This window comes from Adhaeretor mobilis, from assembly GCF_007741515.1.
GTDB classification, from domain to species: Bacteria; Planctomycetota; Planctomycetia; order Pirellulales; family Lacipirellulaceae; genus Adhaeretor; species Adhaeretor mobilis.
Genome location: NZ_CP036263.1, coordinates 2,467,636 through 2,482,007, shown reverse-complemented (window position 1 = coordinate 2,482,007; position 14,372 = coordinate 2,467,636). Strand labels below are relative to the sequence as shown.

The window sequence follows — 14,372 nt, the reverse complement described above, 5'->3', positions numbered from 1 at the left end:
CGAGGCACCGTCATGGATAGACGTTGTTCAATTCACATTCACTTTGCACTTACAAGGCTCCTCATAGGATCCTGCGCGTTTGCAGTAGTCTATCCATTCGCAGCTACTGCTGCACCGGCTCAAGGTCTGGAAAACGTACCTGGGCAAGCGTTCCCCTACGTGGCTTTTGTCAACCAGGACAATGCGTATGTCCGTAGCGGTCCCAGCGAACGGCATTACCCAACGGGCGCTTTGAAATCGGGCGCCGCAGTCGAAGTGTTTCGCCACGACCAGGGCGGTTGGTGCGCTGTCCGTCCACCACACGGCGCGTACAGCCTAGTCGCTACGCGAAGCCTGCGTGTCATTGATCAGAACACAGCAGAAGTGATCTCCGACGACGCCGTTGCACGTGTGGGGAGTCAACTCTCGCCACAAAAACAAGCGGTGCAAATTATGCTGAAACGGGGAGAACGCATCGGCCTGCTTGGCCCCATCAAAAGTGGCGATGAGTGGGCGCGCATTGCGCCCCCCTCAGGCGAGTTTCGTTGGGTTGCTGCGAAAGACATTTCCTTGCAGCCCCCGTTCGAGGCCAAACCGCTACCGACCCCGAATGTCAATAGTTCCCTGACGGCAGCGTCGCACTTCGGCGTCCCTAAGGTGCCTTGGCGAAGTGACAACGCTGCAAGCAGCAACGGCTCAAACAACACCTCACCGACACCAGCGGATGCTCTCCAAGACGCATTTACCCATTTGCAATCTGCCCCTCCAACAAATCCTCTACCGGCTTCGGCAATTCCAACTCAACTGCCTCTACAAGATACCTCAAGCGAGGAAGTTCGGATCGTCGAGGGCTCACCGGCTGAGTTGCAGCAGGCACAGCTTAAGCATGCCCAATATGAGCAGGCCCAGCTCGAGCAGGCCCAGTCAAGTCCGGCAGCGCCGCCTCTGTATGCCGCCGGTGTTCAGAGCTCAGGAACTGCTCAACCTGCTTCGAACGCAGAGCAACCGAACTATCCGGCTGCGAACCCACCTATCGCAGGAAGCACTCCACCACGCATCAAGTTCCGACAAGAGGCCCCCACGCTGCCAGAGAATCAACGAATTGCCGAACTGCAGGTTCGCCTATCGCGAACCGTCATTCAGCCTCCTAAGCAGTGGAATCTTGTCGCGTTGCGTGAAGAAACGGCCGTACTACTGGCAAACGAGCAGCAACCGGCAGCGCGGGAGCAATATCGCGAACTGCTGGAACGCATCGCTGTGTTTGAGCAGGTTCAGAAACGGTATGAGCAACCACTTCCAGGTGCGATTGCTGCCGCGAAACCGCAAACGGCGGGGGGGCTCCAAACAGCCCCTATAGCGTTGCCTGCATCGCAGGCGAATGGCGTGGCAGCGACGATTCCAGTGGATGCCGATCAAGTCGAGATACCCGATGTCGAATTGCCGGAAGGACTTGCCGGTTCAACGACAACAACAGGACCTCCGCTGTTCACTCCTGATACGGCCGCTCTTCGTTCGCGCATTCAGGAAGACCTCGGTACGGCGCCGGTTCAGCGAAGCATTCCAGCTTCAGTCGCAGCTCCGCGATCAATTGCGGCCTCACAGGTTGATCCGTTTGATTCCACACCGAGTCAGACTTCGGTAAACCAACAACCAATCGGAACTGAGGAAGCAAAATACGACGCCGTAGGTACACTCAAGCCGGTCGTCTCGCGACGTGCCAAAGCACCCCGTTATGCGTTGGTGAACGACGTGGGTGAAGTCGTCTCGTTCGTAACACCTACGCCCGATGTCAACCTGCAACGCTTTGTGGGCCGTCGGGTGGGTATCCAAGGCAAACGCGGATACATGCCCGACTACAAACGGGCTCACGTAACTGCTAGCCGCGTGAATCCATTGGGTAGCGTGCAACGACGATAGGGTTCTATCGATGGCACGTCCCACATTCGTGTAATCCTGCACGGCAGGTGCCCCATGCAGGACACTCGAATGCCACATGCAGTACAAATGTGTTTTGGCTCAATACCTCGGGACATTCGCACACCAGAGGCGAGAGTAGAACCTTTGAGGGGAATCTATCACCAAGATGCTGTGTCGTTTATTGACGGCAGAACCTCAGAGGACTTCGCTACCCCTTACGATTCCTGCAAGCAGAAATCTGCTGCGGTTAGTCCAATCGCCCCGCCGAAAGCAGGCGGTAAGAATACAACCGTACGGGGTAGAACACCTACGAAAGGTTACAAAGCTGCAAGTTCCATTTCGTTCCCCTTTCCCTAGCTTTGCTTGGCGCAATGCCCATGACCGCAGGCTCGAACGGCACTGGGCTAACCCGCGTACTCGGTCAAAGAACTATCGTTTTCGACTACCTCTCCACAGGTTTGAAAAGAGTCAAGATTGCAGTGGGTTGACCGTAGGCAAATTGGTAGAGAGTTCGGCAAAGCAACGAAGCATGTTCCATTCCCCCCTGCCCGTCCCATTACTGCATGTTTCGTCGTCACGCCCGGCCTGCGACTCTTAATAGCTTCTCTCGCCTATTTCCGGTTCTCGTCGATTGGCAATCGCACAATAATTTGGCTATGTGCGCTAAACCATTCAATTTGAGTGTTCAGCCAATATCCGGCAGATTTAGTAAGAGCGTTCAACTTTGCTCTTTGGCCGCGAACTAAAAGTCTCACGCTCTGGCGTGGACCGACTTATTACGAAATCATTGCTCCCCGCTTGTCTCACCTCGAAAGTAAGCTCTATGGACTGGTTGCCTATCACAAGTGCCGTCGGAATTTTGGCAAGCTTGAGTGGCATTTGTGCCTTCTTTTTCTGGCTCGAAAAAAGCACCGGATGGAAGCTCTTTCAGTATCTACCTCCGCTGATTTTCATCTACCTGGCACCTGTCATCCTGTCGAACACCGGCGTACTTCCCACCTCTTCGCCAGTGTACACCGAGATGAAGAACCTGTTGCTGCCGATGATGCTGATCCTGCTGCTGCTGAACGTCAACATCGGCGCGGCCTTGCGGGTGCTAGGCAAAGGCGTGGGCGTCATGCTCTTCGGCACTCTGGGGGTGATGATCGGAGCGCCAATCGGACTATGGGTCGTCAAAGGGTGGCTAGGTCCAGATGCCTGGAAGGCTTTTGGAGTGTTGGCCGGTAGTTGGATTGGCGGCACTGGCAACATGGCCGCCGTTAGTGAAATGATTGACGCCAGCGGCGCTGATATCGGCCTGGCGGTCATTGGCGACTCGACGATCTACATCGTATGGCTACCGATCCTGCTCGGCTCAAAAAAGTTTGCTGGCTGGTTTGCCACTTACACCGGTGTCGCAGACGATCGGATAGAACGTATGGAAGCAGCGGCCGCCGCAGAGTTTTCTGAAACAAGAGCAATCAAGACTGTTGATGTCTTGTATTTGCTATGTATCGCGCTCACGGCAACTTGGCTCGCCGATCTGGCTGCCAACCTACTTCCGGTCAGAAAGCCCTATCTGGATGTCGGCACTTGGAGAATGCTGCTGATCACAAGCATCGGTATTGGTCTGTCGTTCACGAAGTTGGGCAAGATACCCGGCAGTCACGAAATGGGCATGGCGTTTGTCTATCTTTATGTGGCACGCATGGGAGCCACCGCCGCGCTGGAGCAGGTGGCAGACCAAGCGTTTCCATTTATCGCCGGGGCCTTGATCTGGATATTTATCCATGGCGCGTTTTGCTTGCTGGGGGCCAAGTTATTGAAAGTCGACGTGCATACAGCGGCGATCGCCAGCGCCGCCAACATCGGCGGTGCCGCCTCTGCACCGGTGGTCGCGTCGCATCACAAAGAAAGCTTGGTGCCGGCGAGCATCTTGATGGCACTGATTGGCTATGCGGTGGGGAATTTTGCTGCTTACGCAACGGCACTACTGTGCCGTATGGTAAGTTAGGCTCACTGCCAAAGCCGCTTGCCGAACGCGAAAGCCTTGACGCGCCTTTCGTCGTATTCTTCATGCTCTGGGTTAAAGCTGCGGACATTCACCGCCGGCATCTCTGCCTGGAGAAAACGTGAGTCGCCAAGATAGAGTGCCGTATGGCGAATACGACCGTTCGAGCCCAAAAAGTACAAGGTATCGCCCCGACGCAAACCGGAAGTGTGCCATCGCGTGGCAGTCAACTGACCGAGCAAGAACTGCTGGTTCGAATCCCGCGGCAAGTGCACGCCACAAGTTGAAAATGCCACTTGCACAAGTCCCGAGCAGTCGACACCGCTCGACGTTTTGCCGCCCCAATGATAAGGAGTCCCGAGCAAGCGTTTGCCGACCTCGATTGCCTGCTCGATATCCTCGGTGGGCGGTGTCGTCGGCTCGCAGCTATCTGAAGGAAGCTCGACGACCTCACCCGTGGGTAAGGCGCACACGACTTTTCCACTTTCATCTGGAAGCTGCTTGAGCAACGCTCCTGCAGGGACAACCAATCCGGAATCCAGCGTGTGATTCGCGATCACTCGCACGGCAGACTCCGTCGGGAACAGATCAAACGCCTTTGCGTTGACTCGATAAACATCCGCAGACGCAACGTACCCAAGGTACCCCTCGCCGCTATGCACCAAGAGATGATCGCCCTCCTCCCGCAGAAGGTAAAGCGGTTCGCCCAGCAAGCAGTCGGTCACCACGCTGCGTGGTTCACTCGGCCGACTGTAGCTCAGTGTGTGTGTAGTCTTAACGAATCCGAACGCCTTTGCACCAAGGTCCTCTGCAGGCAAACTATCTAACTCCTCATCAATCACCTTGAACCCCAAGGCTTCCAAAAAGCCGACGAGCCCCGTACGAGTCTGCGAAAACTCGACATAGCCCGATAACGATACTTCGCCTGCATCGGTCACGTGCGGAGTCACGCTAAACGCGAACAGACGCGTGTCATTGCCGAGCTGAGACCTGAAGAACTCAACATATTGTGACAGTCGTTCTGTGCGTCCCTCGAGATCGGGCTCGATCTGTTTTGCAAGATTCGTTAGCCGATCATCTTCAGCCGGGGGCGCAACCACTTTGGGTTTCGCCTCGACCCGACCAGTGGGCAAGAACAGCAAAAGAAACACTATCGCGAGTAACATAGTTAGCTTCCACATACTATTTGAATATCCTATTGCACTGGAAAGTTGAAATACTTTTTCGGATAAGGCTCGTCGTCCAATGTAAAATGCCACCATTCTTTAGCATATGGACGAAACCGGTGCTTTTGCATCAAGGCGCGCAGAAGCAGTCGGTTGCACTTCTGTTGAGCGCTCAATTCGGAGTGGTTCCCCCAGGACTCGGGTCCAAAAAAGTCGAATGGTGTGCCCATGTCGAGTTCCACTGGCGGTTGGTCATCATTCTGGAAGGTGACAATGGTAAGGTCGACCGTGCTGCCACGACTGTGACTCGATTTGGCTGCAATGTAGCCGTCGAGGAATAGATTGTTCTTGTCGACTCGAGGATAGTACTTCGCCTTGGAGCTCATGGCTGAAGCGTCGTTGGACCACCGCACAAAATGATCGACAGCTTGCTGCGGACGATACGCGTCGAACACTTTCAAGCCCATGCCAAACTCAGCCAACTCGCTCTGCACGTCTCGAAGTGCCATCGCCGCTTTGCGAGTCAGGATGCATCTCGGTTTCAGATAGCCGTCAATCGGGCCACCGACAAAGTTCTCGTCAGACAAATAACGCAAATCGACGACCAGTCGGGGCACTATTTTTGAAACATCCACGAACCCCTCCGGCATAGGCTGCTCGGCACTCAAGGGGCGAGCTCCGGTAAGTATCGTGCAAGAAATTCCCAACAGTAGGAAACTAATGTTTGCAAGTTTTTGCACACGCTTTTCCTTAGCCAAGATTGGCAGCTTTGCGATTGGGCGATACGATTGGCAACCCCAGCAGTAACATCACACGGGTCGTCGGATCGGGCACGGAGTTCACCATCGCTACCAACGGTACGCTGGCACCGAAATTTGAAAGGCCACACTTTTTTACATCGCGGTTAACTTTTGAACTTTCATTTTATAGAGAACCGTCGAAAACGTCGACATTCGCCTGCGCAAGCAATTCTCGAATTAGAGCAGTTCCAGGCAGCAACGGCGATTCGTCATGCTACGTGGCGTTGCTATTGTGCTAAGTCTTGTTGCTGCTTTGCCAGCGGAAGTTTGGGTAACCAATAGTCCATGTGCTGTAGATGCTTGACGTGGTCTGTCTCGTTGCCTCCTGGCGAGCCGTAGAGTGAAAAACCTTTACGTGACGCTTGGCGGTACAAGCGAAAATCATCCACCTGGGTGGGCAAGCGGCCAGGCACAATCGTGTCCACCGACTGCGGCTCAAGTTTCAGCTTTTCCAGCAAGTAGTCGGCCGTTTCGCGTGTACTAGCGTAGCCAGGCGTCGGACCGTCGCAATGCGTGACGATCATCACCTTCTCGCCGTTGGCACTCTCTTGTGCATACCGCACAAAGTCCTGCATCAATCCGGGATGCACGAGACCTGTTTCCACCTGATCGGTGCCATCGCCCACGTAGCCGCAATACAACGAATCGACAAGGTAGATCCCATCGACACGTTCAAAATACCTTGGCGTTTTTAATATTTCGCGAACGGCACCAAACCCTGCGCTAAACGAGCTCACCGCCACGCGTCGCCACTTCACATCGTCAGCGAAATCCGATTGAGAACGCAGTTGAATGAGCGCTTCGGACAGGATCGACTGAAACAACTTTCGATCTTTACTAAAGGGCCGACGATACACCGACGACAAACCACCATAGTTCACGCTAATCACGACACAATTCAGCCCCGCCGAGTGGGTGCTCTCACGCACAACTCGCGGCGAACCATGAAAGTGCACCAACACGTCAACACCCCCGTCACTTGGTTCGTAATCTCCCGCAACCCAAAGTGTGTGACGCTTGTCGCTAGGCAACGTAAGAACACGATCCTCAACCGAGCGGATCTCTAGGGGATCTGCTTTCTCCACCGATTCGGCGTGCGCGGGTGCGAGGAGAGATGCACTTGCCAAATAGACGACGCAAGCAAATTGTGACAGAGTTGGATTCATGGCGAGGCCTCCTAAGGTGGCTGCGAGTTCCCCACTATTATGGCGAAGAATGCTGGGCGAAAGCCATGCTAATCCGCGACATCACATTATATGCTAATGTGCCCCCGCGTCTCTTCCTACCGATCCAATACCAAAAGTGCCGGGAACCGCCTGAGCGACTACCGACGCTACGGGCCTAATACATCACTCCCTCCGCCGCGTGACCGACGCGAGTTGGGCGGCGGTGACCGAAGCAGGGGAAGTCGTCTCGTTCGCAACACCCACACCCGATGTCAACCTGCAACGCTTTGTGGGCCGTCGGGTGGTGTCCAAGGCAAACGCACATGCCCGACTACGAACGGGCTCACATAACTACTAGTCGCGTGAACGCGCGGGGTGGCGTGCAACGACGGTAGGTCTCTTACCAGGGCAACGCCCACATTCGTGTAATATCACGCCATGCAGCCAAGGTGGGTCACTCATGGGTTAGATCATTTGGTGCTCTTTAGAAACAGCGGTCAGGAACACCTCTTGCACTTAACTAGCTGCCCTAATTGACAGCGGTTGGTCCAACTGCGGTCAGTTCCAGGAAACCCAAACTGAAAGAGGAGGAGCACGCCTCTGCGCGCTAAAGTTTGTAAGCGAAGTATCTTATACGCATCTCAATTGAAATCCGCGCGTCGCTAGCACGTGGATACTTCAAGAGAAATGCTGCTCTCTAGTGTTGCTAGCTGCGGAGTTATTAATTGATGTGCGTATAAACGGTGGGTTGTTGACCGTTTCGCGGATTAACGAGTTGTCATGACTCGCTCGACGATTCGCTTGTGGCTAGTGAGGTGAGTTCCAAAGACAGCAAGGGAGAGCAGCACCCAGGTGGACGGCTCCGGTATGGCGGCAGATGTGGCCGAGAGAGGGACCACCATGCCGTAGTTCGTTTGCCAATCGGCCAAGCTACCTACACCGGAGTCGCGTTGCCACACCAGAAAATCACGTCCATCGACGTCGTTATCGAAATCAAAGTCGCCACCCAGTGCGACTCGCAGCACGACACTGGTGGGTTGGTAGTCAACTTGCCACCGCAATCCACCCGCAAGCGCTGGTAGATTTTGAACTGCAAATAGCCCTTGCACCTGCGCGGCTGTGATGATTTCAAAAAACTCTCCCGCTGATGGTAAGAAGCCATTAATTAGATCCACATCAAGCTGGCCACCCAAATCAGCGATGCCTGCGCCGAAGACATGATGAAGTTGATCGAAGTCACTAGTCGACGATCCGCCGATTTCTATTTCCAACGTGCCGTTGTAGCTGACGCTGCCACGATTGACACTAGCCGGTGAGAATCCCGGTGCATCGGTGCCGGTGATGACGCAGTTGTCGCAGGTGCCGACGCCTTTGACGTATCCGGTGAGGAAAACTGCATCGGCGAGCGAATTTCCACGGATATGGCCGTTGTTGATGAGTGGTTTGCCTGAATCGTTGGGAGTCTCGAGGGTGCCAAAGCCGGTTATGTTCCCGCCGAAATCAAGCGTGAGGCCGTTGGCGGCGGTGAGAGTTCCGTCGGAATCACCTAGGTTGACCAAAGCACCAGAATCGAACACAGCATCGTTGGCATCCAAGAGAACGACGTCGTTTCCGTTCAAACTGAACGTGCCTTCAATAAATACGCCGTCGACTGCCGAAGCATCGCCCAGGTCCACGCCAGCACCTGTGACGTGAATTTGCGATCCACTGGCGGCACGCAGGGGCCCACTCGCGAAGGTAGCGCTTTGCAAGCGGAGGTGACTACCGCCCAGCAAATTCGTGCTGCCCGCTTCAACGTTTCCTCCATCAATCGTCAATGTCGCGACCGGAGTGACTAGCAACTCCCCGCCAACCGCCAATTCGCGTGTTGCATCCAAGGTGGTCGTGTTAAGCAAGTTTTTCGTGCCGAGACGTAGTTCCGTGGGGTAAACAATAAGTGACTGCGAGGGATGGTTCAGTTCGAGTCGCCCGCTCGTGAAATCGATGCTGCTCTCGGCAAAGTCCAGTGGTCCGTCCACGATGACTGTACCATTATCAATAACTAGTGAGCCGGCCTGCCAGATTTTGAGCGCTCCGCCTACGCGAAGTTTGCCTTGTTCGCTGACCGCAAGGGCGCCTGTGCCTCCCGCGCTGGTTGTGTTTCCACCGATGTAGAGATCAGCAGAAATCTCCCACTCCGAATCTTGCCCGGTGATGTCAACCGAAGAAGAAAGCACTGCCGCTGAGAAGGCGACAAAACCGGTCGTGCTGGAAACCCGCCCACCATCCGCAATGGTGAGCTTTCCCCGTTCGGCGTTGCCAACGATCAGGGAATCCGTGACATTCCACGTTGATCCGGGATTTCGAACATCAACTACGGTTGGGAGTTGGGGAGAAAAGTTAAGCACATTGTTACCGATAATCCCCGAGTTGCTCTGCAGCATCGCACCGTCTCGTACCGCCAGATTTCCGGAGCCTGAGTTGCCGACGATCAACTGATTGGTCACGTTCCAAGTGGAATCCGCTCCAGTGAGCGTGGCAATTGCTGCTGAATTATCCTGATTGGCAAGTATGGCGTCGCCACTTAACACGGCTGCCCCGTCCTCAATCGCAAAAATCACTTGACTGCCCGCACTATCAGCAACACTTAGCGTGCCGCCGAACGTTGCGGTTGCTCCGGTACTGAGCTTCAAGTTCGGAACAGCTCCGTTGAGAGAATAGCTAGCGCCGGCCCCGCCCGCGTTGGGTACGAATGCCCCATTTGTGACTGTCATCCGTCCGGTAGAAAAATTAAGTGCTCCCCCCGCGGAGTTGTCGAGTCCGGCATTGGCGTTCAGTCGGCTGTTACTGCCGCTTAGTGTTAGCGAACTCTCCGCAGACATCGTTAGCGGGCCATTTGCGTTGAACGTTCCGTTGTTTTGAATATTGAGCGCGCCTGTATCGCCAATTGAGATGTTTCCAGTTCCCGTGCTTGCTACGCCACCCGTGTCGACCACGAAACTCGACGAGTTTCCCGCACCTGTGCTAGTGCCGAGGTTGAAAGTCGAAGTGCCATTTTGCGTAAAAGTACCACCTACTGCGACAGCTGTGGTTTGCGTGGTGCCTGTCCCAGCACCGATGTTGGTGTTGCCATCGAGGGTGAACAGCGCGGTCGAGTTGACGTTGAACACGCCATCTTGGTTATTGCTACCGCCGCTGACCATGTTTAAGTCGCCTGCGACATCCAGGGTGGCATTCGTACTGAGGTTTAGTTCAGCGGCGGACCCTGTTGCATTGGATTGCGCGAGATGCAGGTCCCCACCAATTGTGCTTGTTGCCGAATTCTTGAGGTTCAAAGTCCCCGTGCTTCCCGACCCTCCGATAACCGCTGTGTCCGCAGCAGAAGTACTGAGCGTCGTCCCTGTGCCCGTGAGCGAAAGCTCACCGTCGCCACTAGAATCGGCACCGACCCGCAACTGACCGTTCACGATAATCGCGGCCCCATCGCTCACGTTGAAAAATGCAGTGTCATGTACCTCCAAGCGATCGCTCACATCAAGAATAATGCTGTGAGTCGAAAAAGTTTTTTCTAGCGCGAACGTCGCACCGGTCACAAATGCATCGTCATCGACCGTATAGGTAACGCCGCTGGTCGCTGTGGCAGGTCGAGTGAGACGAACATTGCCGTCGTTGACCAACAGATCGCTCACCGTACGATCGCCGAATAGAAACACGTCATAGGTACTGGCGAGATTGAATCGTGCAGACTCAGACGTCCCATCGGGAACATTGCCGGGCGTCCAATTGAAGGAGAAGTTGTAGTTCCCGCCTGCGGCATTGTTCCAATTGTGGACTGTCTGCCCCTCGCTACAGCTACCCAGCAAGTAAGCATGCGCGGTAAGTACAGAAATTGCGACACGGACAGAGGATTTGCGCGATATCATGGGATCCTCATATTGACCAGCAAAAAGAAAAGAAGACGATCGATGTCCCAGACCAGCGTTCATTATGCCCACACGACGGACTACTTACAAGCAATCAGCAATGAGAGGCAGGGACTGGGACTGAGTGTTGAAGTGCTCGCGGCGGTTACCTAGCGATGTAGTCTTCTGAGGCTTGAAAGTGCTTAAATCGGAGCACAGTCTATCGATCGATAGTGCGGGGAGTCGGCATCGTACGCTACTTCAGTCGCCCCACCGATTGCAATTCATCGCTACTCAAACTCGCAGCGGTTGCATCAACGAATGGCACGTAGATTTCTGTAAGTGTTTACGCCGAACTGACCTAGGCAAAAAAGGCCTCACTTGCACAGATGGTGTTGTCTAACACAACCATCGCTAGCAAGGAGGCCTTCTGATGGGCAATTTTAACCAAGATCGTTTTCAACAACAGGTCAGTTTTCTGCGACGCCAGTTTCTTCAAGACGGCGACTTGCCTTTCACCGATGTTCTTTCCGAGCAGATTGTTTCGCAAGCACTGACAGCGTCCAAGGTCGTTTGGAACGACAGCATCTACCCACCGCGAGTAACGCTGTGGGTTTTTCTGAGCCAAGTTTTGAGCGCCGATCATTCCTGTCGGGCAGCCGTCGCGCGCTTACTTACGCATCGCCTATCCCAAGGCCAAAGTGAATGCTCGCCAGAAACTGGCGCGTACTGCCAAGCGAGAAAACGTTTGCCGGAGGAGTTTTTCTCCGATGTCGCACAAGAGACAGGGCAAGCCCTTGATAAGAGTGCTCAATCGGACTGGCTTTGGAAGAACCGTCGCGTGTATCTGTTCGATGGCTCCACGGTAACGATGCCCGATACGCCTGAGAATCAGAATGCTTACCCCCAACATGATTCGCAGAAACCGGGTCTCGGCTTTCCACTAGCACGGGTCGCCGCCATCTTTTCACTTTCCTGTGGCGCCATCATTAACCTGGGGATTTGTCGTTATGCAGGTAAGGGGCAAGGCGAGTTGAGCGTGTTTCGCGCGCTCTGGCACTTCTTTCGCCCTGGCGACGTGGTGCTGACCGATCGGCTCTATTGCACGTGGCGAGAGCTATGCACGCTCAAGCAGCGAGGCGTCGATTCGGTCTCTGGGCTGCAGGCGATGCGAAAGGCCGACTTCCGAAAAGGAAAGCGACTGGGTAAGGAAGATCACCTTGTTCAGTGGCCCAGACCGCAGATACGCTCGCTCAGTTGGCAAGCTCAGAAACTGCTACCCGAGTTTCTCACGGTCCGTGAATGTCGTATTCATATCAAGCAAGCTGGCTTTCGCAGCAAGACGATCGTTGTCGTAACGACGCTACTCGATGCCAAGGAGTTTACCAAAGAAGACATCGGGGAACTTTATCGAGCACGCTGGAATGTGGAACTTGATCTGCGCTCGGTGAAACAGACCTTGCAGATGGACGTTTTGCGCTGCAAGACGCCCGAATTGGTCCGCAAGGAAATCTGGACACACGTCCTCGCCTACAATCTCATTCGCACGATCATGGCTCAAGCAGCAAGTAAGCATGGCATTCAGCCGCGCACGGTTAGCTTCAAAGGAGCTCTGCAATTCCTTGAAGAGTTTCAACGGCTGATTGATTACCAAGCGTGTCGAGGGGGTGCGCACCGAATGATCCTTTATCAACAGTTGCTGGATTGCGTCGCCAGCCATCGTGTTGCCGATCGACCCGACCGATTCGAGCCACGCCTATTGAAACGAAGGCCCAAGCACTTTGCGTTTCTAAGAAAACCACGTCACGTGATCAAAAGCGAAATGGTGAAAGGAGTTAGGTAAATCTACGTGCCATTCGTTGCATCAACCGAGGCAGATGGCGGCTAGTTCTAACTCGCAGAGGTGTCGATGACCTCTGTCTCGAACGGCAGCCCCAAGATCGGTCAAATTCATTACGCAAGGTCCCAATCTGGCCACTTACTATACGACACATGAGGCATCGCCCTGGGCCTCGAAGGGCAAGTTTCTTGGGAGCTAATTTGGCTTCCAAAACAGTCGGATTCTTGGGCTGCGTCGGCTGGTAATAAATCTATGGTGACGTTCTCTTGGTCACTCATGGCCGTATGCGCACGTTTCTGCTCCGTTACCACTCTACCCCTACCGCTCTTCTTTCAACAGCCGACCTGCCAGCTTCGCGACGCGTTCATCGGTCTCTACCTTGGCCCGTCGCTCCGCAATACTGCGAACTCGTGGATCACCGGTCGTGGCGAAGGCAGTCAGCGCCGCTAGGCGCACCTCCGGGGCGGGATCGTCAATCAGTGCGACCAGTAAGCGGCGCGCCGAATCCGGCGGTAGGTTGCCCGCCAGTTCAAGTAGTTTCTGTCGATCTGCCAGCTCAGGGGATGCCAGTCGGCCGAACAAGGTAAGCTCCGCTTCGCTATAACCACGTCGCTGTAAGGCTTCGCGGATGATCGACCCGCGGTAACGATCAACCTGCTGGAGTTCGAGAATGAGTTCCCTTGCCTCCCAGGATGAGTATTCTCTCAACAATTGGCGAGCTTGCTGCGGTGAAATTATGGCGACAACCTTCGGTACGCTTGCGGACGTCGCTACGTCACCTTTTGGAACACTTCCCTCACCCTCAAGAACCGGAGCCGCAGAGATCGGAGTGCGCCCCTGCCAATTGAGGTCGGAGTTCGGTCGAAGCTCGGATGGCGTTTCTGAGGGACTCAACGGAGCAGGTAGGAAGGCCGCCTGGGGTTCGCGGAAGCGAAGGGGCGCTTTATCGACGGATTGATCGGCAAGGAGCGAAACATCAATCCCCGGCGATTTGAGTGGCACAGCAACGTTTTCAAGAGGCGGCACTTCGGTAACAAAGCTCCCCTCACGCGGGCCTTGGGGAGGTATTGCAACCAGAGTTTGATCGCACGCCCTGAGCAGCTTGGCAGCGAGATGCGGCGGCAATTCGGCGACTTGCTCAAGCAATCGCAGCGTAAGCCGCTCGGCCCAACGTTTCCCAGCCGGGCCTAGTTGGTGAGAGTGCGCTGCGAGCGAATCCCCCAGTTCCACGATGCCCGCCGCAGACTCTTCAGTGGCCAGTTCCTCTTCGCTGAGCATTTCCCAGTGCGCTAGTAGTAGCGACAACTGCTTCTGGGCAGCTCCTGCGGAGGGGACCTGCTGCGAGGAAGCCAAACGAGTCAGCTCCGCGATGGCTGGACGGCCCAGCTTGCCCAGATCGCGAATGGCTTTTTGAGCAACGCCCGCCTGCTCGCTTTCTGCTCGCTGGGCCAGTGCCACAACAACCTTCTGCTGCTGCCAAGAGACGACCCGAGGTACACAAATCCAAAGTAGACACGCGAAGCCCACCACCGCGAAGAAGAACGCCAAGCGAAGAGCTTCGGCTTTATCGAACCAAGGTGCTTGATTTGGCGCTTGTTTTGACGTTTGTATTGGACCGCTCATGGGCGGATTC

The 14,372-nt window shown here is 54.9% G+C and carries 8 protein-coding genes; 3 read left to right on the top strand and 5 right to left on the bottom strand.

Annotation, left to right across the window (positions count from 1 at the left end):
• The first annotated feature begins 12 nt into the window (after positions 1 to 12).
• Entirely contained in the window at positions 13 to 1,896 is a 1,884-nt protein-coding gene (locus HG15A2_RS09740) for an SH3 domain-containing protein (protein ID WP_145059999.1), read from the top strand.
• Positions 1,897 to 2,719: 823 nt separating this feature from the next.
• The gene (locus HG15A2_RS09735; RefSeq protein ID WP_145059997.1) at positions 2,720 to 3,889 is read left to right on the top strand and encodes a DUF819 family protein; all 1,170 of its coding nucleotides are present in this window, start codon (positions 2,720 to 2,722) and stop codon (positions 3,887 to 3,889) included.
• A gap of 2 nt (positions 3,890 to 3,891) precedes the next feature.
• Here HG15A2_RS09735 and HG15A2_RS09730 read toward each other — a convergent pair whose 3' ends face one another.
• The 4 genes from HG15A2_RS09730 to HG15A2_RS09715 all read right to left on the bottom strand — a co-directional run bounded on the left by HG15A2_RS09730 (position 3,892) and on the right by HG15A2_RS09715 (position 10,920).
• Positions 3,892 to 5,052 (bottom strand): C40 family peptidase, encoded by a 1,161-nt coding sequence (locus HG15A2_RS09730; RefSeq protein WP_218932449.1) that lies wholly within the window; start codon positions 5,050 to 5,052, stop codon positions 3,892 to 3,894.
• A 29-nt stretch (positions 5,053 to 5,081) separates the two neighbouring features.
• Entirely contained in the window at positions 5,082 to 5,792 is a 711-nt protein-coding gene (locus tag HG15A2_RS09725) for a M15 family metallopeptidase (protein WP_218932448.1), read from the bottom strand.
• 287 nt (positions 5,793 to 6,079) lie between these two features.
• The gene (locus HG15A2_RS09720; protein ID WP_145059994.1) at positions 6,080 to 7,018 is read right to left on the bottom strand and encodes a hypothetical protein; all 939 of its coding nucleotides are present in this window, start codon (positions 7,016 to 7,018) and stop codon (positions 6,080 to 6,082) included.
• Positions 7,019 to 7,785: 767 nt separating this feature from the next.
• Entirely contained in the window at positions 7,786 to 10,920 is a 3,135-nt protein-coding gene (locus HG15A2_RS09715) for a beta strand repeat-containing protein (RefSeq protein ID WP_218932447.1), read from the bottom strand.
• Positions 10,921 to 11,332: 412 nt separating this feature from the next.
• On the opposite strand from HG15A2_RS09715, the gene HG15A2_RS09710 reads away from it, so the two are divergent.
• Complete coding sequence (locus tag HG15A2_RS09710) at positions 11,333 to 12,742, top strand: IS4 family transposase (protein ID WP_145059991.1); 1,410 nt, start codon at positions 11,333 to 11,335, stop codon at positions 12,740 to 12,742.
• Between the two features lie 315 nt (positions 12,743 to 13,057).
• Here HG15A2_RS09710 and HG15A2_RS09705 read toward each other — a convergent pair whose 3' ends face one another.
• Positions 13,058 to 14,362 (bottom strand): HEAT repeat domain-containing protein, encoded by a 1,305-nt coding sequence (locus tag HG15A2_RS09705; RefSeq protein WP_145059989.1) that lies wholly within the window; start codon positions 14,360 to 14,362, stop codon positions 13,058 to 13,060.
• Positions 14,363 to 14,372: the final 10 nt, after the last annotated feature.

What these genes read in the sequence shown, in the direction of transcription:
- HG15A2_RS09740 (WP_145059999.1), top strand. Translation starts at nt 13, where the DNA reads ATGGATAGACGTTGTTCAATTCACATTCACTTTGCACTTACAAGGCTC.
- HG15A2_RS09735 (WP_145059997.1), top strand. Translation starts at nt 2,720, where the DNA reads ATGGACTGGTTGCCTATCACAAGTGCCGTCGGAATTTTGGCAAGCTTG.
- HG15A2_RS09730 (WP_218932449.1), bottom strand. Translation starts at nt 5,052, where the DNA reads ATGTTACTCGCGATAGTGTTTCTTTTGCTGTTCTTGCCCACTGGTCGG.
- HG15A2_RS09720 (WP_145059994.1), bottom strand. Translation starts at nt 7,018, where the DNA reads ATGAATCCAACTCTGTCACAATTTGCTTGCGTCGTCTATTTGGCAAGT.
- HG15A2_RS09715 (WP_218932447.1), bottom strand. Translation starts at nt 10,920, where the DNA reads ATGATATCGCGCAAATCCTCTGTCCGTGTCGCAATTTCTGTACTTACC.
- HG15A2_RS09710 (WP_145059991.1), top strand. Translation starts at nt 11,333, where the DNA reads ATGGGCAATTTTAACCAAGATCGTTTTCAACAACAGGTCAGTTTTCTG.
- HG15A2_RS09705 (WP_145059989.1), bottom strand. Translation starts at nt 14,362, where the DNA reads ATGAGCGGTCCAATACAAACGTCAAAACAAGCGCCAAATCAAGCACCT.